Here is a 20,225-nt window from a genome sequence, read left to right on the forward strand (position 1 = left end):
TTTACGTAGTTTTTAATAAAGTCAAACAAAAAAACCCAAGTTTAATTACCTTGGGTGGAACAATGATTGATTGAATTGGTTACACTCTCTTGATTCATCACTTCTACTCTTTTTAAGAAGCCTATAATACCTCTAACCAAAAACAAGGTGAAATTGATACTCCCAAATGTATGGAATACAGACCATTTTTTCCACTCAAATAATCTTGAGTTTTTTTCCAGCCACCATTGACATAAACTCATGGGAACACTAAAAATCATACTTTTCAGTAGTAAAGTTTTCAAATTATCATGGTAAGAAATTCTAACCCAAATGACACTTAATATTGGAAAGAACAATAAATCATAAATAATATTTGTACTAAAAATTTTTGAAAAAGGCCTTACTGGATAAGCAATTTTTTTCGTTCCTACTACATATGAATCCAGTAGCATCGAAATAACTCCCTTTAGGAAAAAAACCAGTATATTCTCTCTCATTTTTGAACCTCTAAATACAAATGGTAAGGAAACCATACAAAGTATATTTAATAGGTTTAACATTTTTCTCTCCATTGGGACACCCTTTCCTCAAGAATGGTAATTTTACTACTTATACGTTTCCCAACAAGAAAGATATTATCCGAGCTTGTTTTAATGATGTTTAAGGTACATCTACATGAAAAAATTTAAATCCAATGCAAAGAAATCGCAAATAGATATTGTGCCAAATAATAAGGGATCATCACCAAAAAGTTTCTATAGGTTAGCTTACCGACAAATCTATCCCATGCAAGAATGGCGTCGGAAAAGAAAAACAAGATGGCGCCTGCTATAATTAGAGGCTGTTGACTATAAAGTGCTGTCCATACCATAGCAGTAATAATCGTTACATACGCTGTGACTGCTAGAAAAAGAACGGAACCTCCCGAATTCACAACCCCTTTCGAAAGTTTCATAAGATAGAGAATAGCGACAAGAAATAGTGCTCCAGAAATCCATATACTTACGGAACCACCGCCAGGAAAATACCAAAAAGCCACAACATAGCATACATGCCCGGCCAAAAAAGATACTAATCCATAAACAAAACGGTCCCTTGGTAGCATCAAAAAAATATCACCAAAAATCGAAAATAATAATCCAGCTAGAATCCACCAGCCATATGTAAAAGATACATTTCCCAACCCCAATATCGCTATAAAAATAATGATTACCATAGTCCCTGGCTTTAAAATATACATCCATGATCTATATTGTTTTTCTACTGCAAAAAGATAAAAAACACCGAGAAACATGGTGAGAAATGAGAGCGATAACAACAATCCAATAACCTCCTTCACCCTTTTATTTACTCTATATTTTAATCCACATCCAACACTCTTGATAGCCTTTTTCAAAACTTCATAACAATAAAGGAGGGTTCTCACGCTAATGCGAATGAACCCTCCCTCTATATCACTCCACTATCTGCTTCAATGACTTCTCCACAAAAGCGTACGCATAACTTTCCGATACTCTTTCCGCATTGAAATAGAATGCATACACATCTTCGTTCACCCGGAAACTTATCCGGAACGTATTTGGAATAGATCCTTTTCTTTGACTATAGTAGACAGTTTTTCCGGCAATAGTTTTCTCCTCACCAATCAGGTTGCTATTAATTAAATCGATATGACTCGTTTTTCCATTTAAAATGTTCAGCGCGACCATGTGTTTATCATTCAACAGAAACTCCCCATATATCAAATCCGTAGATTTCGATAACTTCCCAAGTTCCTCTGACTTCCCTTCTTCATCACCCGCTTCAAGAGTACTATACACCAAAGCTGCCACTACCGGATCTCCTAAAAACTCCTCATCATCACTAAGAATATAACCGTCATGCATGATAAAAGCTGTCCGTAAAGGGACATCAGCATGAAACGGAATATGAACCTCTGTCCCAAGCTTAGCAGAGGCCGCTTTTTCTAAATTAGTATAAGGAGTCACCCCTCCATTTCCAGCTTCTACAACAGTGTCATTCTCTTCCTCCACCGTCAAACTCTTTTCCGTATCATCTGATAAAATCAACTCTGAAGCAACAAAGTACCCACCAATCACCAACAAAAACCCAGCCAACATGAATGAAACGACCGGCCTCATATCCCATCTCCTTTGTTGTCTTATCTCCCGATGTCTAACTGTCTCCATCACTCGTTCATGGATTTCTTTCTTTCCTTCCTCATCCATCCTGATCGCCTGATATCCTTTCAATGTAAGATCCAAGCGACTCTCATCTTTTTCATGCGTCATGGTTATAACCCTCCTTCAGCATCTGTTTTTTCAAAGCTTCCAACGCTCTGTGCAAAGTGGTCTTCACCTTACCTTCACTCCAACTTAGAATTTCTGCGGTTTCCCGCACCGTCAAATCCTTTATTTTTCGTAAAATAATGACCTCTCGATAAGATCTTTTCAATTGTTGCAAAGCACGATACAGATACGCCTCATATTCCCCTTGCTGCGTTACCTGTTCTGGTAGATATTCCGTAGTTGAAAGCATGGCAGTAGCGGCAAAAGAATCCGCTACAAACCGAAAAGGCTTCCTCTTACGAAACTCATCGATTGTCGCATTCCGGGCAATCCTGTACAGCCAATTCCTTTCGCTTGTCTCCCCTTTAAAACGATCTAGTGCATGATAAGCCTTGATATACGTATCATGGGTCAAGTCCTTCGCCATCTCTGGATCACCGGTCATCATCAGAACATAACGAAAAACCTCATCACTATAACGCTCATACCAATCATCCAGCTTTCGAATTGACCATTCTCCCTCCATTTATTTCACCTATCTCTCTATAGCTATCGCAAATTTGCTTACTTTAAGGACGTGAGGATTGTTCATCGGTTACAGTTTTTCAAAAGAAAAAAGCGGTTCTCCCGCTCTTCTAATTTACACTAGGAAACGAGAGGACCGCTCCTTCATTCAAATTGAAATAACTTTGCAAGTTCGATCATGTCTGCCTTCAATTGTTCTATTTCTTCACTTGTCATATCCTTTGGCTGGAAAGACTTTGGCGTTGTAAAAAGGTAGACAAAATTTTCCGTAACTACTTCTAAATTAATTCCTCCCATTTCTTGCCCTGAAACTTTAAGAACTGCGGGATGTTCTCCAACTAATAATTCTTCCGACTCGTAGGCTTCAGAGGGATGAAAATTTATTTCAGGATTCAATCGTTTAATCATTTCTTCCTGGGAGAGTTCATGGGGTTCAATTAGGACATGTAGAAATTCCACTGGACGGTCACTGAGTTGATAAGGGTATTTAGCATAAGAAGCCCTAGTGATAGTCGGCTCCCCACTAATTCCTTCTACATATTCCTGTGCATTTAGAGGAAAGACTTGATATTCCGGATCCAACATGATAGCATTGTTCTGCTGTTTTGCTGTAATTGGTTTTTCAGTCGGGATTACTGTTTCTTTTTCTATTGCAGGAGAATCTCCCGTCCATGCCCCCCAATGGTCTTGAAGCATAATAGGAGTACCCATTAAGAGAAACAAAGTTGCTGCAATAAGAAGAATTTTTGCCGTTCTGCGCTTTTTTTTCATTTTATACATGTCTGTACGGATTCTCTCCCTTACTAAACCGGCTCTATCCTGATTCCACTCCAAATCATACTCTAACCTTTTCAATGATTGGTCCAAACCGTATTCACTTTCTAAACCGTTTCTCTTCATGATTTACCTCCCCCTTCATATGTTCAGTCAAGGTCTGCATGGCCCGAAACAGAGTTGACTTCACTTTACTTTCTGACCAATCTAAGATGTGAGCTGTTTCCAAAATAGAAAAGCCTTTAATTTTTCGAAGGATAATTACCTGTTTATAGTTATCCTTAAGATTGTTTAGTGCGTCATAAAGTTCACATGAATTCTCTTTAAGGATGACAATGTCTTCCGATGAAACGGTTTGTTCTTTTTGGAAAACTTGATGGAATAACCTTATCGGTTTCATCTTCCGAAGGTGATCAACTGTGGAATTGTGAGCGATCCTAAAGAGCCAAGTCTTCGGTGAAGAATCTCTCTTATATGTATGATGATGTTTATATGCCCTTAAAAAAGTCTCTTGCGTCAAATCCTCTGCCTGCTGACTGTCTTTGACCATGAGAATAATATATTTGAAAATAGTCTGATGGTATTGGCTATACCACTCCTCTATCTCATTTTCTTTATAGAATGACACCGGCTTTCCCCCTTTTTTTTGACACTGTATAGACGGGCGAACTTCAAAAAAGTTTTAAAAAAGATTATATGTCACAAAAAAACCTCAGAGAATGACTCCTCCAAGGTCTTAAGGCTAATTCTCTTTCTTCTCCATTACCGCAAAATAGTTGCCTTCAAAGTCGGCAAAATTGAACACTTTACCAGAAGGCATATTTACCATTTCCCCTACGGTTACACTTTTGCTGGATAAATTGTCATATAATCTTTCAAGATTCTCCGTAAAAAACATGAAAGAAGGCGTACCAAGGTTAAGTCCCGGTGACATTTTCGCAACGAATTCCTTGTTGTGTAGGATGATACTTGTTTCCGAACTTTTTGACGGTGCTATTTCAATCCATCTCATTCCCTCTCCATTGTCTTCTTCAGAAATGACGTGGAACCCTACTGTCTCTGTCCAAAACCTCAACGCTTCATCTTGATTATTTACATAGAGCATGACTTGACCGAGCTTATGGATCATTTTTTTGTTTTCCCTCCAGATAGATTAATATAGTAACAAGTTCTAGGTTCATCTATAAAAACCCTCTAAATAGCCTCACTTAATCCATACCTTCATATCCAAAAAAAACCTTCCAATTAATCTTCGTTTTATGTAAACTTATAATTATCGAAAGTTTACATAGTAGGAGGAACCTCAATTGACAGCAAAAAACGAAAGATTAAGATGGCTAATACTATGCTCTATGTTCGCCGCTATTACAGCGGTGCTCGCACAAATGGAAATCCCTTTACCGCTCGTGCCAATCAGCGGGCAAACACTTGCGGTAGGACTTGCAGCAACGATTCTTGGAAGTAGATACGGGGCTATGTCCATGGTCTGTTACGTTTTGCTTGGAGCAGTCGGCTTACCGGTGTTTGCAGAAATGAAAGGCGGGGCTGGAGTACTTGTTGGTCCTACAGGAGGTTACATCTTTGGCTTTATCCTAGCTGCATTTTTCACTGGCTACATATTAGAAAAAACATCTTTCACATTAAAATGGGCAATGCTCGCCAACACGGTGGGGATGATTATTACGCTCGTGATGGGAACTATACAGTTAAAATTGGTGATGGATATGACATGGGCAAATGCGTTGAAATTCGGGGTTTATCCTTTTATTGTGGTGGGATTGATTAAAGCATTCTTGGCAAGTTGGATTGGGATTACAGTAAGAAGACGTCTGAAGCAGGCTAACCTTTTACAGGTAAAAGAGGATGTAGCTGCGTAGTAATCTGGTGTATAATAAAAAAGAGAGAAGTGCGCCAACACCTCTCTCCATGATTTATCTAAGTGTGAAAGCCATCTTTTTCTTTTACCAAAGCAGAAGGTGGTTTTCTTTTGCCCAATTTCCTCGTAATCACTACCTCGCCACCATCTTCCTACGATCCGTCCCCGTAAAAGCAAGTCCTAACCATAAACCAACTCCAACCAAGAAGAAAATCATAAAGGAGCTAATCGCAATATACATCTCTCCGGTTGCAAACCCTGTTGTAAAAGCAACAAATAAACTGAATGCGACCAACCCGACTGCTACTGCGTAACAAATCGCGCGCACTTTGTTCATACCATACTTCTTACTCGTCTCTCTCGTTAAGGCACTATACGTAATGAGGGCAACCCCAAACACAACAAAAATAGCAGTCCCTGTCACAGCTTCCAATTGCAAATCCATAAAATACAACATGACAGATGTTATTACACCGAACAGAATAAGCAAAATTCCAGTGATCAACCCAGCCGCGGAGATACGCGCTGTCATGGAAGAGTACACCGCCTGCTTGGCTTTGTCCTGCCCAATTTCACGCATATCATCGACCAGTCCGCTAAGGTCGCCCATGGAACTAGCTGCTTCCTTGAATGCGGCTGACTCATCCATTCCGTCCTTCTTGTAGTCCGCAATTTTTTCTTTTAGATTGGTTGCTAGCTCTTCTTTAAGATCAAATAATTGCTGACTTTCCCCAACACCGGAGAAAAGTCCATCCACATACGCCTGAACTTTTTTATCCACACTACTTCTCATCATTCTCAATTCCTCCCTCTATCAAGTAATTAAGTATCTCTTTAGCAAACTTCCATTCTTTCTTGTACTGATCGTAGCGTGCCGTACCATCTTCCGTTATCCGGTAATATTTCCGGCGGCCACCCTGGGTTTCATCTCCCCAATAAGAAGCAATAGATCCTTCCTTTTCCAGGCGCCGAAAAGCTGTGTAAAGCGTTGCCTCTTTCAATTCATATTGATTTTTACTTAGTTCCATAATGGTCTTATAAATCTGATAACCATAACTATCCCCTTGCCGAAGCACATTCAGGATAATGGTATCTGTATGCCCGCGTATCAAATCAGTCGATATTTTAGTTTCCACATTTTCTCACCTCCTGGTTATAATTTACAACATATTACTGTGTGTGTCAAAGTAATTTTTACAACAAAGTACTTGATAGCAAAAATCCATACAAGAAACTTTCGGGATTGCCTTTTTTAGTTCCCTCACAATGAAACTATTTATTTTTTTTCCAAACCCAAACAGTGGGTGCTTCGTCTAAAATGGAGAAAGGAGGGTTGTCTACATGAACGAACTAGAACATAAGGCAGTTTCTAAAGTGTTTGTTGCAGATAAGGAACAACTTATCAATCAAATAATGAATGAGAACGGGGACGCCGTACTCCATCTTGTTTTTACATATGTTAAGAACCAGACGATAGCAGAGGATTTAACGCAAGAGATTTTTATCAAGTGCTATGAGAAGTTAGAGCAATTTAATCACCAGTCTTCCCTAAAGACTTGGCTCTACCGAATTGCCAGCAACCATTGCAAAGATTATCTAAGGAGTTGGCATTTTCGAAAGCTAATTCTCAATGAAAAACTATTGGACTATATACCTTCCAAAGCAAAAGATGTCGAGGTAGAGGTGATAGCCAAAAGCGAAGAAGAAAGCCTGACCAATGCAGTAATGGGATTGCCTGTAAAATATCGTGAAGTGGTGGTCCTTCATTATTATGAGGAACTTCCTTTGGCTGAAATCAGCAAGATTACCTCGGTTAATGTTAATACGATAAAAACAAGACTTAAACGCGCAAAAGAGATATTAAAAGAACACTTGATTGAGGAGGTTTAAAGAATGAACGATCCATTTCTAAATTTCAAAAAGTCTATGAAAAAGAATGTTTTCAAAGATCTCTCTTTTACAGAAGAACGAAAAGCTAGAGTGAACGAAGCGATACAGTCCAAGCATTCATCCTCTACGCTTCACTCATTTAACGAAAAAACCGTCCTTTCCATTTTGGAATCTCTACAACTAGAGGCCAAGCATGGATTTGATATTTCCACACAACTTTTCCAAAAAGAAGAACACAGCTTTTTACACAATGAAGGACAACTTTATACCCTTTTACATTTGTTAGAGAAAAAAGAAGTACTGACTTCTATGTGGAGAGAGGATAAGAAATATTATGCACTAACTGCAAAAGGTCGGAAGTACTTGGCAGCCACGTCTAAAAAAGGATATGTCAAACAACCGTTTCTATTAAAAGAGATACTAGAGGAGGCCTCCTTATGAGTTCGCCGATCTTTAATGAATTTTTAACAAAAGTAATCTCAAAAGTAAGATCCAAAGAAGCGCACAGCATGATTAGAAAAGAGCTCCACCATCACCTCCTAGAATTAAGCAAGTCCTTTGAGAATCGCGCAGATTCCTTAAAAGAAGCAGAGGAAAAGGCCGTTCAAGAAATGGGAAACCCTTTTACAATTGGAGAAAAATTAAATAAGCTTCATAAACCTAGAATGGACTGGATGCTCATTAGTCTATTTATTGTGATCGGTGCGATCAGCTTTCTCCCCTTAGTCGGGAATGCACCTGGCTCATTATTTTTGAAACAGCAGGCAATTTGGTACAGCCTGGGAACAATCGTCCTTATCGCATTTCTATTCTTTGATTATCGAAAACTGAGAAATTGGTGGTTGATTTTTTATAGTAGTGGCGTGCTCGTGCTCCTATACTTACCTGTATTCGGCCTTTCAGTAGGCGGAGTCAAGAGATGGATCTCATTTGGCGGATTTACGGTGGATGCGGCTACCATTTCTATGCTTTTGTTTTTCCTTGCATGGTCTGGTATTTTCACTAAATCTGACATGTTTAACGGGTGGAAACAAGCAATAATGTTTGGTCTTTTCTGGATACCTTTCATCCTTTACATGATGCTTCCTGCCTTACCTTACAGTATTTTTTATTTTTTATGTGTATTAATGATGTTCACTTTTTCCCATATACGGAAAAAGAGCAAGGTCATCATGATTGCAGCAAAACTGACTATGTGTGTATTTTTTATTGTGCCGATTTTATTCAGCTCTCGTGGTACACTTTTAAGTGAAAGATTATTTTCTTTTCTTTCCCCTGAACAATATTACAATGGACTGGGTTATATGTACATCTTAATCAAGGGACTCCTTGCTGACGCAGGCTGGTTCGGAAACGGTCTAAATGGGAATAGTGCCATTCAATCCCTTCCGGACGCCCATACAGATTTCGCTTTCCCCTATCTTGTTTACTCACTCGGCTGGGCATTTGGAATAGCTCTTTGTATTTTACTGATTGTTTTTATATGGAAAATTTCACAAAATGCAAGCAAGACAAAGGATTATTATGGAAGGATTTTAGTAGTTGGTGGAGCTACTTTAATCGCGGTCCCAGCCATATGGAATATTCTTATGGGGGTAGGTTTTGCACCAATAATAGGTGTATCTTTACCATTCATCAGTTATGGCGGAACCACACTGATTTTTCATTCCGCAATTTTAGGGATTATTTTAAGTGTTTACAGACGGAAAGATATAGTCGAACCAAGTGAGATTTAGTTCTGAAATGAAAGGGAGGTTTCTACTGTGTAAAAGTAGAAACCTCCCTTTTATAATTTGACTCTGTTAAAGCATATGGTTGATTTATGCAGCAACCTAGCTGGTGATTGGAGCAAAAGGCGAAGACTCCTGAGGGAGCTAGCGCTAGGTGGAGACCCCGCAGGCATGTACTGACCCCTTAAAACTGGACACATATTTTCTAAGCAGCTTGCTCAAATCTAGCTCGATAAGCTACTGGACTTTTACGTTTTAATCTTGATTTTATTCTCAGGTGGTTGTAGTAAAGGATGTACTCTTCTAGCTCCTCCTTAAAATGGTCGATGCTATCAAATTCTTGTAAGTACAAAAATTCGGATTTCATGATTCCGAAAAAGTTCTCTATTACTGCATTGTCATAACAGTTTCCTTTTCTAGACATACTTTGGGTAATATTATTTTGCTTTAAAGTCCTTTTGTATTTCGGCATTCTGTAATGCCACCCTTGGTCTGAGTGAAGGATAAGATTATCGTCTTCATTGAGTCGTTCTAATCCTTGTTTTAACATGTTTCCTACTAAATCAAAAGTGGGCCTTGATTGAATAGTGTACGTTATGATCTCGCCGTTAAACAAATCTAGTATAGGAGAAAGGTATAATTTCTCACCAAACAATTTAAACTCTGTCACGTCAGTGACCCATTTGTGATTCGGCCTGTCGGCCTTAAAATCACGGTCTAAGATGTTTGGCGCAGCTTTTCCTACTTCTCCTTTATAAGACTTGTACTTCTTCATCCTAACGATACATTGAAGGCCTAGTTCTCTCATAATACGGTACACTTTCTTTTTATTGATTATATAGCCTTTTTCCTGTAGGACATCAGTAATACGACGATAACCCAAACGGCCTTGATGCTTACGGTAAATGAACGCAATACGTCTTTTCCACTTACGATCAGGATCAGATTGTTCCCAGCTTTGAACAATGAAATAGTAGGTGCTTCTAGATATATTAGCTACCTTCGCCAATTGATTTACAGGAAATGCATGCCTTAGTTCATATATTACTTTCGCTTTAATTTCTTTGGTAACTTCTCTTCCTGAACTAAGGCTTTCAGCTTTTTTAAATACGCATTCTCCATACGAAGATATTCTAATTCTTTTTTCAACTCTTCCATGGAAGGGTTGGTAGCTTTGTCGTTATTGGATGTTTTATTGTGTTTGGAAGTCATAGTAGATGGCCTCTTTTCTTTTAGATTAAAGGCGGCATCTCCACATGTCTCCCACTTACATTTCCACCTACGAACCATACAAGGATCTGGGATGTGGAAAATCGCCGACGCCTCTCGAATAGAATAATTCGATTCCTTAATAAATTGAATTACCCTCAGTTTAAAGGCTGGCGAATAGTTTGTATAGGGAAACACAAATGCTTGGTCACCATGGTGCTTTACTAACATCACCCAATATCGGAGTACAGAATCGTCTACTCCAAGTTGTTTAGCTAATTCACGGTAACTATATAAATCATCCAAGTAACGTCTTGCGGCAAGGAGTTTTTCCTCCTTGGTGAATATAGTCATTTGGACTACACCTCCTATTGTTAGATGGTGTGTCCAACAATAGGGGTGCAGAGTAGCATAGCCGAGGAGGCTCCAGCAGTGCCCCTAGGAAAGCGAAGCCATTTGCGGAAATCACCAGCGGTGTTTAACACACCCTTTACTTAAACAACTCTTTCAACAAAGTCCAGAATCCCTTCTTCTTCTCCGCCTCCGCTTCCTTTGTTTTCTTCTCTTCCATCTTAATTGCTTCCGTTTTAATGACAAACTGAACGGAAGTAACTTTCTCATTTTCTTCCGATACAAACGACACCGGTTTGAAATCCGACTTATCGTATTCTTGAATCATCTTGTCGATCTCGGCTTGCATTTTGGCAGGAAGGTCTTTCGTTTCGGAATACAATTCCTCTGTTCCCTCAGCTAACTCATTCACTCCTGATGAAAGTTCACTCGTACCATCCGTCAAGCCAATCAAACCTGTGTGAAGTTGTGAATAGGATGTGGATAGCTCTCCAACACCATTTGTATAATTTACTAGCCCGGAGTGGAACTGATTATAGTTGGCTGCTAATGTTTCCATGCCTTTTGTCAGTTCTGCCAACCCGCTCAAATCTGTTTCCTCTAGTGAAGCCGATAGCTCATCCGCAATCGTCGTCAACGTGCCGCTTATTCCTCTTACCGCTCCGTCAACCTGGGTTAGGGATGGTTCCACTGCAGCAAAAGCTTCTCGCACCTGTGCATAAGTTCCTTTAACCTTTTGGGCAGCGGCATAGTTGGCTGCCAACTTATCCACAACGGCAGGGTCTGCTCCGCTCTCATATAACCCGGCAATTTCTTCTTCGGATAGGTCCCCAGCAGGAATTTCTGTAATCGCACCATCTAGTGCGGCGTATGCCCCCGCGTAGTTCTCCTGTAGCTTAACAAGACCATCCGCCGTTTCATTCAAGCCTTTTGCAAGCTCACGCAATCCAGCCGGCAATTCGGTCAAACTGCTCAGATCCACGTCGGCCGCACCAGCAGAAAGCTCACGGTTAATTGTTCCTAATGCTTCTTTTATAGAGTTCGATGCCCCAACCAACTCAGATGACGATCCACTCAGCTGATTGATGCCATTTTTATATTGTGCAGAGCCATCACGAAGTTTTGCGGCGCCGTTGTTCAACTCAAAAACCCCGTCTTGCAGCTGGCCAACCCCATCATTCAACTGACCGATGGCATCAGACAGCTCTGCCATATCACCGGTCATCCCTTCCGTTCCGGTTGTATCAATCGGAAGGCTGGATGGGACTGCGGCAATCTCGACGCCATTAAATTCAAAGTTTTCCGCATCCGCTTCCACACGAAGCTGTTCTTCCTTTCCAGGCATCACCGTAAACGTGATTTGTTTATTTTTCCCGACATTCGCCTGCATGCCACCAGAGGATGTTTCGATATTCTGATACGTATTGGGCAGCGTCAGGGATACTTGCAGCAAGTAGTTTTCATAAAAGGCAGGTGCAACGTTTTTGTTCGCCGCTGTCTCAACTTGTATTTCCACATGACCACTTTTCCCCGCAAGCTTTGCAGGCTCCACTTTACGTCCATCTAAAAGATAAGTAACCGTCACATCCCAAGGCAGTTCAGTTCCTTCTTCCAAGTCCCCTTGGTAGTAGAACTTCCCTTCCTGTTCCACATCGGCCACCACACGCTCGCCTTCTTGCTCAAGCTCTGTCATGTCCGTCAGGTTTTTCACTGTTTTATATTCACCAAAATCGAGGATTTCCCCAGCCTTCGCAACATCAAGGGTATTCACGACATAGATTGGTCCAAGATCTCCGTTTGCTTTAAGCGTGGCATACACCACTTCTTCCTTAGTCCGGACATTTCGTTGTTCCTCAGCGTAAACACCACTCGCATTGCCAAGAAATGAAGGCAAGAAAATCATTCCGGCAAGTGTAACATAAAGTAGTTTTTTCTTTCTCATCATCACTTCTCCTCTTTAAAATTGGACTTATAGGTCGTTTTCTTGATGAACTTATCACACACTAGCAGCATCGCCGGCAGGAAGAACAGCACCATGATAAACGCCAGCAACGCACCTCTTCCAAGCAACAGTCCGATCGAACCGACAATTGGGTTAGAAGACGTAATCCATAAAATAAACCCGACACTGGATAGAATGGCTGCGGATATCGAAATCGAGAAGGTCTTCTCATCCAATGTTTTTATAATGGCTTTCCTTGCAGACATTTCTTTGCGGTGGTGGGTGTAAGCCTCTGTAAACAAGATTCCATAATCCACTGTTGCCGCTAGCTGCACAGTACTGATGATGAGGTACCCTACGAACACCAGTGACGTTTCAGTAAAATACGGAATGGATAAATTGATCCACACAGAGGACTGAATCGCTATTAACAAGACAACCGGTATGGAAATCGACCGGAAACCAATCAATAACACAATGGCAATTGTCACGACCGTCAGTACATTGACCAAGATATTATCTTTAGTTACCGTTTTTTTAATATCAAACAGGGTCACACTCTCCCCAAGGCTGAGCGCGGAATCCCCGTAATATGCAGATGCGGCTTTATCCACATTTTCCACAATCGCAAACGGAATGTCTCCTTCTGTCGCCTGGTTGGTGTTGATCACAATCCGGCTATAATTTTCCGAGTAAAATTCATTCCGGATGTCTTCATTTAAGTACTCCGGCGGAATTACCGGGTCCACCATGTTCATGTAAGACACGACACTTGTGACATAGTCCATGGACTCTAGCTCTTCCACAAGCTCTTCCTCTTTTGCCACCTCGCCTTTTGGTACCAAGAGGACAATAGGTGTTATCTCACCAAAGGATTCGTTGATTTTTTTATAGTCCGCACCTGCTCTCGTATGGTCTGGAAGTTCACCAAATCCATATGTAAAAGAGGTGTTCGTCTGTGCGAGGAATGCGGGTACAAGTAGACCCAGCACAATTAGTAAACTAGGAACCCTTAACTTCACCACAAAGTTCCCAATTCCCTCAAAGCTTGGAATGAAACTCTTGTGCTGCGTCTTATCCATCCATTTATAAAAGAACAGTGTTAATGCTGGGAGGAACACCATTACACTGATAAAACTCAACACGATCCCTTTTACCAGATTCAACCCAAGGTCAGAACCTATCTCAAAGTCCATAAAAGTCAGGGCGATAAAACCGAAAAATGTTGTCGCTGCACTTGCCGTTATGGCAGGGAACGATTTTTTCATCGCTAGCTCCATAGCCTCTTCAGGATTGTTGGTCTTTTTACGATATTCTGAAAAGCTGTGTAGGAGGAACACCGCATAATCAAGCGATACGGCAAGCTGTAAAATCGGCGCCACCGACTGCGTTACAAAGGAAACCTCACCGATAAAGATGTTGGTTCCTAAGTTGATCAAGACAGAAACACCAATCGCCGTCAGGAAGAATACTGGTTCCACCCAAGATGTTGTGGAAATGACCAGAATGAAAATAATGATCGGCACCAGTAGCATGGCCGCATACATGGATTCGTTTCCGGCCATTTTTTGTGAGGTTGCGGTATTAATCGCTTCCCCGGCAATAGCGCCATTTCCCCCAATTAATTCATAGATGGCATCTGTAATCGCCACCTCATCCCCACTGCGGACGCTGATAGAAAACAAGGCATTGCCATCCTTGTAGTAACTTTCCACCATCTCCTGATCCGCTATTTCAAGAGGAGTTTTTAAGTCGACCACGTCGTCGAGCCAGATCACTTCTGCAACTCCATCAATAGCTTCTAATTTTTCTTTATACGACACGGCCTCCTGTATCGTCACATCCGATATCATGACCCGCGTATCCGGAACAGAGCCTGTAAATTCTTTTTCCATGATCTCCATGGCCTTTGTCGATTGGGCATCATCCGGCAGATAATCTACCATATTATAATTAACTGAGACAAAAAACTGCGCCACGGCGGAGATGATGGTCACCAACCCAAACACAATCAACACTGCCTTTTTATGTTTAATAATACGCGATGCAATATTTATGGTTGTTCATCCTCTCTTGTTTCTTAACCCTTTTCATTTTATTATTATATTAGACACGGTGTTGGGTATACAACAGACAGTTGGGTTCAGGATGTTAGATAGACAACAAATCATTCTATTGTGTTGTTTTTTATGAAAGGGTGTAGGGAAGATGAGCGAAAAGATGGATAGAAGAAAGCAGTACACACGCATGGTGCTGAAGGAAAGTTTGTTAGATTTATTAAAGGAAAAATCCATTGCTAGCATTACCATAAAAGAAATATGTACAAAAGCCGATATAAACCGTTCCACCTTCTATGCCCACTATTCCAGTCAATATGACCTGCTCGATTCCATTGACGATGAATTCACCGAGGACATGGTAAAAACGCTTAACCAATATAATTTCTCAAAAGAAGACGAGGCATACCAAATGACCGAGAAAATCTTTGAATATATCGCCTCTAAGAGTGATATTTGTTGTATTTTGTTGAGCGAAAACACCGAAGTGCAATTCCAGAAAAAAGGTATGATGATCGCAAAGGAATACATCTTGAAGAACTTTATTCCTAGCAAACAAATCGACGCGGAAACCTTCGAATATCTAAGTATATTCTTTGTCAGCGGGAGTATTTATATGATAAAGAATTGGTTGGAGAGTGGGATGAACAAGACACCTAGGGAGATGGCCGGGTTGTTGAATGAGTTTTTGAATCGTGGGTTGAGGGGACAGGTGCGGTGAGGCGGAGTTGGTTTTTGTTTTGAAAGAATGGAAAGTAAATTAGCGACTTTGGAAAATAAAACAGGTGTAACGGAAAATAAATCGGTGATTTTGGAAAATAAATTAAGTCTAACGGCAAATAAAATCACGTGAACGGAAAATAAATACCCGCTTTTGGAAAATAAGTCACCCGAACGGACCTTATCCCCTTCGATTCTGACAAGCTCGTCATCCATTGGTGCCTTAATCTCCCACTTAAACTAGCAAACTGGCTGATTCTCAAGACTTTCTAGCTGATAAAGAAAAAACAAGACCCACAACATCAGGTCTTGTCTCTAACTCTATCTATTTCGCATTCTGATCTGGCTGGTGGATACCAAACACGTTACCTTCTGTGTCCATGTAGTAGCCTTGCCACGCCATTCCAGGCAACGCATGCTTTGGCACAGCCACTTTACCGCCGTTCTCAAGTATCAATTTTTCCGTAACATCGTACTCCTCCACACCCATTGTGCAGGCAAAACCATTTAGAGGTTGATTGGCCTCAGGCGCAGAACCTTTTCGTTTCATTAACGCACCATTGATCCTGGCTCCCCTTCTTGTCCTGTAACCGCTCCGAAATACGGCGTTCCAGCATATTCGCTCCAATCTTGAAACGTCCAACCGAACACCTCTCCATAAAACCCCTTCGCACGCTCCATGTCATCCACATGAATTTCGAAATGAATTAATCTTCCCATAGTACCCCTCCTACTAGATTAATATTTCTAATATATACCAACTTACTTCTCTATCATAATTCATCGATAGACAAGGATTCAATAACTAGTTAGGAAGATACGGCAATTTTCTTCATAGCCTCCTCCAAAAATTCCAACACTTCTTGCCTCACTGGATAAAACCCCAACTCAGAAGATGCCCTTTCTGATTTCCTTACATCCCAAAACTTTTCCGCCAGCTCCGCATCGCCTTTAAACGTCTCCTCAGACAAAATCATGACATCTTCCGCAATCAGTTGTCCGGCTTCCGAACCCGGCTTTTTCCCCTCGGCAAGACAAAGCTCAATCCGCTTTATAATATTGATCCATTTCCCCACTTCCACAGGGTTGTCCTCTAACTTAGGCAAGTTTTGCTGCAAAACTACTTGCTCCTCCTCGCTGAACACCAATTCCATTTCAGCCCCTCGTTGCTGCCGCTTTCCTTCCAAGTCCTCTCCAAGCAAAGGAATAAGATGTTCCCATTGAATGTCCTTTTCTAGCTTCATCATATTTAGCAGGGAATGTGTGTGATTGAGCGACAGATTTAACCGTTCTAGGTCTCCCACCAACTTTTCCTTGTGTAAAAGAAGAATCCGCTCCATTGTGATATGATTTAACACTTTTTCAATGTCCTTCAGAGGCATGGCCGTTTCCTTCAATAACATCACTTTTTGAAGCTGGAGGATATCGTCTGCCGTATACAGCCGCCTTCCACTGTCATCCTTTTTTGTCGGTTCCACCAACTCAATGTCGTCATAATATCGTACTGTCCGCAAAGACACCCCTAATTTCTTTGCAACCTCTCCCGATGAAAAATAATTCATACATTCCCTCCTAAACTACTTGCAGGTTACGTAACGTCACCATTTATCCTACATCTATCATACAAAATTACTGGAGGAAATCACATTGAAAATTAACACAAAATGGAATGTTAAAGAATTGATCCTACTACTATTTATGGCTCTCGTTTTAGTGCCATTATTCATTGAGGTGTGGCTGCACCGTTTTTTATTGCAAGCATTTGATAACGCACTTTACGCCGGCACCATGACTGGCCTCATCATGTCCATCATTTTCACACTAAGCGTATATTTATTTGCCTTAAGACCACACCAACTAGGATGGAAGGAAGTCGGCCTTCGTTCTTTCCCAAGAAGCTATTGGAAATGGATACCGGTATGGACGGTAATATTGATTGCTTTTAGTATTCTATTGGTCGTCATCATGGATATATTGGGAGTCGGAGTCGACAATAGCAAGACAGAATCACTGCAGGAACAAGTCACATGGTTCACTTTCACCATCGCCTTTCTTTCCGCCGCTGTTATTTCACCAATATATGAGGAAATCTTTTACCGAGGATTTTTATATAAGTGGATTCGGGGGAGGTGGGGTGTGGGGGCAGGTCTTTTGGTCAGCTCGCTCATTTTCACCATCGTGCATATCCCGACCTACAACACGTTGCCAGTCAACTTCCTCTCAGGGATAATTTTTGCATGGACATATGAGAGGGCAGGGTCGATAGTTCCGGGGATCATTATACATGGGGTGTTTAACGGGATTGCGGTGTTGTTGATGGTGGTGGGCTGAGGGGACAGGCACGCCGACCCAGTTTTGGAGAATTTCAATCAAGGCGAATGGATACCTTTGTCATATATTGTCGAATGGCATTTATATTGCCCAAAGTCGCTGATAAATTGAAAAGTTTGCTAATAAATCCAAGACTTGGACTATAAATCACCACGCCACCCCATTCAAAACCAAAGGAGCCACGCATTTCGGCTCCTTTTACACTTTAATGACCTCCCGCTCAGCAGCTCCAACACTTTTCCGTGAAAAAACAACCACAAAACTCGAAGCAATCACCAGAATACCCGCCAAAATAGTAAAACACATCATGATCTGCCCCATAGAAACAAGCCCCGTGAACAACCCCAACAACACAATTCGCAATAAAAGCCCGACAGTTCTTAACATCCCATCGACCCTACCAATAATCTCATTCGGAATCCGATCCATCATGAAGGTATTCCGCGCCACCCTTGCACCTGCGTTACCAAGCGCGATCAACAACATCATGAACAGATAGCCGCCAACTGGTAAATAAACCATAACCGAAATCGCTAACGTAAAGAGTACCATCGTCCCTGCAACTAGCTTCTCGTCCTCAAATTTCCTCGCAGCAATCGGAACAAAAATCCCCGCTAGCACCGCCCCCAGTCCATACACCATCCCCTGGATGCCATAAATATCCCCCTCCACTTTCAACACATCGGCCAAGTAAACAGGAAATAGATAGTTTGTGAGCATGACCCCAATGAACGGCAAGGTCGAGGCCAGCAAAAACAGGAACATCGCTGGCTCTCTTTTCATAAAATCAATGGCCGCAAATGCGCTCACTTTCGCACCATCTGAAACTGCTCCCCTTGGACGATTCTTCCGATAAGGAATCTTTACAAAAAAGTAGATTGCAAGTGCGTACGTACATACATCCAAAAGCAAAATGTAATGAAGATCCCACTTTAAAAGAAGCACACTCGCAATCGCTCCAGCCAGCATGCTGGATAACTGCCCCTGCACCTCCATTGTGCCGTTCAATACCTTAAACTGATTTTTATGAAACAACTCCTGGTTTAAAGCAAACATCGTTGGATAAAAAATCGTGTAATACAGACTGCCAATCATGTAGATGACAATGTAATGCCAAAGTTCATAGTCCAATTCAACAAAACCAACTCCCGAAAATAAAGCCAAAGCAACGAGACTGACCATCTTACTGCTTACAAGTAATCTCTTCCTAGAAATCTTGTCAATCAAATATCCTAAGTACGGAGTAAGCATAAAGTTGATGATTGTCATACAAATTGCCACGTAACCAAACACTTCATTCCCGTTCTCACTCGTCACCAACAGCCACGGAATTGCGATCATGGTAATTCCGCTCCCAATCGCTGACGCCACATTTGCCAAAATAATATACTGAAACCTGCTGTCCTTATATAAACTGTTCATAGCTGTTCTCCCTCTTCACTTTTGATACTTTTATCATAATGGAAGAAGAGTTTGGTAACATTCAGCAAAGGAAGGAAGTTTGAATACAGCTTTGTGATGGGGGAGGTGCGACTTTAGATGTAGATTAGATTCTATAAACCAAACAAAAAACGACCCCATCCAAAAATCTACGGAGTCGCTCTTAGTGAAAGAGACAGGCACGCCACCCCCAACCGGGTCGGCGTGCCTGTCCGTATAACCAATTATTCAAACAAATCCCCAAACGAAAACGGTGCAATAATCAAATTATCCTCATTGTTTTCAATAAACCATGTTTGCTCACCATTACTAATATACAAAAGGGCACCAATGGCAACCTGCTCCCCAAGACGATAATCATACAACGAATTCAACTTGCCTTTTTTCGCCACAAGCACGTCTAGAAATTGCGGATCAAACAAACTGGACTCTTCCGCTGTAAGCTCCCTACCCGCCAACAATTTGTCTACAACCTTTTCAAATTGTGGTTCCTTCACAGTAAATGCTTCGCCATCCATCCGATTCATACTCAGGTCCATCAACCTGCTCAGTTTCTGCTCATCCGACTCACCAAACAACTTAAAAATACGGTTATCATACAACGATTGTTGAACCGTAAAATCTTCACCACAGAATAATGACACCGTACTGGCACCTTCGTCTGTTGCTACCTGACAACGAACCACACGCTTCACATTGGTCAGTCCCATTACAAACTCCCGAAACTGCTCATCCACTTTCTCCTGATTACCATCTACGAAAAATAACCCTTTAGAAATTAGGCCACTTGTCGCACTATCCAGCCGACACTCCAATAGTTGATCTGAAATATCACCGAACACCTCATCCTTGATCGAAGCGGCCACTTCCGCCCCATCAAGCAATAAAAGCGATAATATGTATTCTTCCGCAGTAAGAGTATACGTCATATGAGTAACCCCTTTCTTTTTATCAAACCTGCCTATCTATGATACTAAAATTAACAAAACGAAAAATAGAATAAATAATAATAATGCATACAAAAGTATCAACAGTCGGGCTACAAACCAATTAAAGCGATCATAAATATGCTCCGCTAAAATACTAGTAAATCCCATAAGAGGTAAAAAC

At 41.1% G+C, this 20,225-nt stretch carries 21 protein-coding genes and 1 pseudogene; 6 read left to right on the forward strand and 16 right to left on the reverse strand.

Annotated elements, in window-relative coordinates; genetic code table 11:
* Positions 1-41: 41 nt before the first annotated feature.
* The 7 genes from HF078_RS10425 to HF078_RS10455 all read right to left on the reverse strand — a co-directional run bounded on the left by HF078_RS10425 (position 42) and on the right by HF078_RS10455 (position 4,698).
* On the reverse strand, positions 42-554 hold the full coding sequence (locus HF078_RS10425; RefSeq protein ID WP_169291093.1) for a CBO0543 family protein: 513 nt from the start codon (positions 552-554) through the stop codon (positions 42-44).
* A gap of 113 nt (positions 555-667) precedes the next feature.
* The gene (locus tag HF078_RS10430) at positions 668-1,303 is read right to left on the reverse strand and encodes a lysoplasmalogenase (RefSeq protein ID WP_169291094.1); all 636 of its coding nucleotides are present in this window, start codon (positions 1,301-1,303) and stop codon (positions 668-670) included.
* Between the two features lie 133 nt (positions 1,304-1,436).
* A complete protein-coding gene (locus HF078_RS10435) occupies positions 1,437-2,273 on the reverse strand; it encodes a hypothetical protein (protein WP_169291095.1) in 837 nt (278 codons plus the stop codon).
* Positions 2,263-2,796 carry an RNA polymerase sigma factor gene (locus tag HF078_RS10440; protein WP_240951720.1) on the reverse strand — a complete coding sequence of 178 codons (534 nt, stop codon included), beginning with the start codon at positions 2,794-2,796 and terminating at the stop codon, positions 2,263-2,265. Before HF078_RS10440 ends, HF078_RS10435 begins: the two co-directional genes overlap by 11 nt.
* A 143-nt stretch (positions 2,797-2,939) precedes the next feature.
* Entirely contained in the window at positions 2,940-3,695 is a 756-nt protein-coding gene (locus tag HF078_RS10445) for a hypothetical protein (protein ID WP_169291096.1), read from the reverse strand.
* The gene (locus tag HF078_RS10450; protein WP_169291097.1) at positions 3,670-4,197 is read right to left on the reverse strand and encodes a sigma-70 family RNA polymerase sigma factor; all 528 of its coding nucleotides are present in this window, start codon (positions 4,195-4,197) and stop codon (positions 3,670-3,672) included. The genes HF078_RS10445 and HF078_RS10450 overlap by 26 nt, the downstream gene beginning before the upstream one ends.
* Before the next feature lie 114 nt (positions 4,198-4,311).
* The gene (locus HF078_RS10455) at positions 4,312-4,698 is read right to left on the reverse strand and encodes a VOC family protein (RefSeq protein ID WP_169291098.1); all 387 of its coding nucleotides are present in this window, start codon (positions 4,696-4,698) and stop codon (positions 4,312-4,314) included.
* A 178-nt stretch (positions 4,699-4,876) separates the two neighbouring features.
* Here HF078_RS10455 and HF078_RS10460 point away from each other — a divergent pair, with 178 nt between their 5' ends.
* Positions 4,877-5,446 carry a biotin transporter BioY gene (locus HF078_RS10460; protein WP_205825372.1) on the forward strand — a complete coding sequence of 190 codons (570 nt, stop codon included), beginning with the start codon at positions 4,877-4,879 and terminating at the stop codon, positions 5,444-5,446.
* Positions 5,447-5,578: 132 nt separating this feature from the next.
* Here HF078_RS10460 and HF078_RS10465 read toward each other — a convergent pair whose 3' ends face one another.
* A complete protein-coding gene (locus HF078_RS10465; protein WP_169291099.1) occupies positions 5,579-6,241 on the reverse strand; it encodes a permease prefix domain 1-containing protein in 663 nt (220 codons plus the stop codon).
* The gene (locus HF078_RS10470) at positions 6,228-6,581 is read right to left on the reverse strand and encodes a helix-turn-helix transcriptional regulator (protein ID WP_169291100.1); all 354 of its coding nucleotides are present in this window, start codon (positions 6,579-6,581) and stop codon (positions 6,228-6,230) included. The genes HF078_RS10465 and HF078_RS10470 overlap by 14 nt, the downstream gene beginning before the upstream one ends.
* A gap of 205 nt (positions 6,582-6,786) precedes the next feature.
* Here HF078_RS10470 and HF078_RS10475 point away from each other — a divergent pair, with 205 nt between their 5' ends.
* From HF078_RS10475 to HF078_RS10485, 3 genes are read left to right on the forward strand one after another with little or no spacing between them, the layout of a single operon-like run.
* Complete coding sequence (locus HF078_RS10475; protein WP_169291101.1) at positions 6,787-7,335, forward strand: sigma-70 family RNA polymerase sigma factor; 549 nt, start codon at positions 6,787-6,789, stop codon at positions 7,333-7,335.
* A 3-nt stretch (positions 7,336-7,338) separates the two neighbouring features.
* A complete protein-coding gene (locus HF078_RS10480) occupies positions 7,339-7,776 on the forward strand; it encodes a PadR family transcriptional regulator (protein WP_169291102.1) in 438 nt (145 codons plus the stop codon).
* The gene (locus HF078_RS10485; protein WP_169291103.1) at positions 7,773-9,071 is read left to right on the forward strand and encodes an FtsW/RodA/SpoVE family cell cycle protein; all 1,299 of its coding nucleotides are present in this window, start codon (positions 7,773-7,775) and stop codon (positions 9,069-9,071) included. The genes HF078_RS10480 and HF078_RS10485 overlap by 4 nt, the downstream gene beginning before the upstream one ends.
* A 199-nt stretch (positions 9,072-9,270) precedes the next feature.
* Here HF078_RS10485 and HF078_RS10490 read toward each other — a convergent pair.
* From HF078_RS10490 to HF078_RS10500, 3 genes are all read right to left on the reverse strand, one after another.
* Positions 9,271-10,628, reverse strand: a protein-coding gene (locus tag HF078_RS10490; protein WP_169291104.1) for an IS3 family transposase whose coding sequence is annotated in 2 segments (ribosomal slippage) — positions 9,271-10,157 and positions 10,157-10,628 — 1,359 coding nt in all. Because the reading frame shifts where the segments join, the coding sequence is not laid out codon by codon here.
* 136 nt (positions 10,629-10,764) lie between these two features.
* Complete coding sequence (locus HF078_RS10495; protein ID WP_169291105.1) at positions 10,765-12,570, reverse strand: YhgE/Pip domain-containing protein; 1,806 nt, start codon at positions 12,568-12,570, stop codon at positions 10,765-10,767.
* A complete protein-coding gene (locus tag HF078_RS10500) occupies positions 12,570-14,513 on the reverse strand; it encodes an efflux RND transporter permease subunit (RefSeq protein ID WP_240951725.1) in 1,944 nt (647 codons plus the stop codon). Before HF078_RS10500 ends, HF078_RS10495 begins: the two co-directional genes overlap by 1 nt.
* Positions 14,514-14,775: 262 nt before the next feature.
* Here HF078_RS10500 and HF078_RS10505 point away from each other — a divergent pair, with 262 nt between their 5' ends.
* The gene (locus tag HF078_RS10505) at positions 14,776-15,345 is read left to right on the forward strand and encodes a TetR/AcrR family transcriptional regulator (protein WP_169291106.1); all 570 of its coding nucleotides are present in this window, start codon (positions 14,776-14,778) and stop codon (positions 15,343-15,345) included.
* A gap of 324 nt (positions 15,346-15,669) precedes the next feature.
* On the opposite strand, the pseudogene HF078_RS10510 reads toward HF078_RS10505, so the two are convergent.
* Together HF078_RS10510 and HF078_RS10515 are read right to left on the reverse strand one after the other, a co-directional pair.
* Positions 15,670-16,064, reverse strand: a pseudogene (locus HF078_RS10510) (VOC family protein).
* A gap of 89 nt (positions 16,065-16,153) precedes the next feature.
* Positions 16,154-16,906 (reverse strand): MerR family transcriptional regulator, encoded by a 753-nt coding sequence (locus tag HF078_RS10515; RefSeq protein ID WP_169291107.1) that lies wholly within the window; start codon positions 16,904-16,906, stop codon positions 16,154-16,156.
* Positions 16,907-16,991: 85 nt separating this feature from the next.
* Between HF078_RS10515 and HF078_RS10520 the strand changes: the two genes are divergently transcribed.
* Entirely contained in the window at positions 16,992-17,675 is a 684-nt protein-coding gene (locus HF078_RS10520) for a CPBP family intramembrane glutamic endopeptidase (protein WP_240951721.1), read from the forward strand.
* A gap of 198 nt (positions 17,676-17,873) precedes the next feature.
* Here the strand turns inward: HF078_RS10520 and HF078_RS10525 are convergent, their stop codons facing one another.
* Both HF078_RS10525 and HF078_RS10530 read right to left on the reverse strand, forming a co-directional pair.
* Positions 17,874-19,097 (reverse strand): MFS transporter, encoded by a 1,224-nt coding sequence (locus HF078_RS10525; protein ID WP_169291108.1) that lies wholly within the window; start codon positions 19,095-19,097, stop codon positions 17,874-17,876.
* 242 nt (positions 19,098-19,339) lie between these two features.
* On the reverse strand, positions 19,340-20,044 hold the full coding sequence (locus tag HF078_RS10530) for a hypothetical protein (RefSeq protein ID WP_169291109.1): 705 nt from the start codon (positions 20,042-20,044) through the stop codon (positions 19,340-19,342).
* Between the last annotated feature and the right edge of the window lie 181 nt (positions 20,045-20,225).

The sequence above is a fragment of the Bacillus sp. RO2 genome, assembly GCF_012911845.1.
Classification (GTDB): domain Bacteria; phylum Bacillota; class Bacilli; order Bacillales; family Bacillaceae_I; genus Sutcliffiella_A.

Bases quoted from the DNA above. Each gene is read 5' to 3' on its own strand.
- HF078_RS10530 (WP_169291109.1), bottom strand. From the start codon at position 20,044: ATGACGTATACTCTTACTGCGGAAGAATACATATTATCGCTTTTATTG.
- HF078_RS10485 (WP_169291103.1), top strand. From the start codon at position 7,773: ATGAGTTCGCCGATCTTTAATGAATTTTTAACAAAAGTAATCTCAAAA.
- HF078_RS10505 (WP_169291106.1), top strand. From the start codon at position 14,776: ATGAGCGAAAAGATGGATAGAAGAAAGCAGTACACACGCATGGTGCTG.
- HF078_RS10515 (WP_169291107.1), bottom strand. From the start codon at position 16,906: ATGAATTATTTTTCATCGGGAGAGGTTGCAAAGAAATTAGGGGTGTCT.
- HF078_RS10495 (WP_169291105.1), bottom strand. From the start codon at position 12,570: ATGATGAGAAAGAAAAAACTACTTTATGTTACACTTGCCGGAATGATT.
- HF078_RS10465 (WP_169291099.1), bottom strand. From the start codon at position 6,241: ATGATGAGAAGTAGTGTGGATAAAAAAGTTCAGGCGTATGTGGATGGA.
- HF078_RS10435 (WP_169291095.1), bottom strand. From the start codon at position 2,273: ATGACGCATGAAAAAGATGAGAGTCGCTTGGATCTTACATTGAAAGGA.
- HF078_RS10500 (WP_240951725.1), bottom strand. From the start codon at position 14,513: ATGGTAGATTATCTGCCGGATGATGCCCAATCGACAAAGGCCATGGAG.
- HF078_RS10445 (WP_169291096.1), bottom strand. From the start codon at position 3,695: ATGAAGAGAAACGGTTTAGAAAGTGAATACGGTTTGGACCAATCATTG.
- HF078_RS10525 (WP_169291108.1), bottom strand. From the start codon at position 19,097: ATGAACAGTTTATATAAGGACAGCAGGTTTCAGTATATTATTTTGGCA.
- HF078_RS10440 (WP_240951720.1), bottom strand. From the start codon at position 2,796: ATGGAGGGAGAATGGTCAATTCGAAAGCTGGATGATTGGTATGAGCGT.
- HF078_RS10455 (WP_169291098.1), bottom strand. From the start codon at position 4,698: ATGATCCATAAGCTCGGTCAAGTCATGCTCTATGTAAATAATCAAGAT.
- HF078_RS10425 (WP_169291093.1), bottom strand. From the start codon at position 554: ATGGAGAGAAAAATGTTAAACCTATTAAATATACTTTGTATGGTTTCC.
- HF078_RS10475 (WP_169291101.1), top strand. From the start codon at position 6,787: ATGAACGAACTAGAACATAAGGCAGTTTCTAAAGTGTTTGTTGCAGAT.
- HF078_RS10480 (WP_169291102.1), top strand. From the start codon at position 7,339: ATGAACGATCCATTTCTAAATTTCAAAAAGTCTATGAAAAAGAATGTT.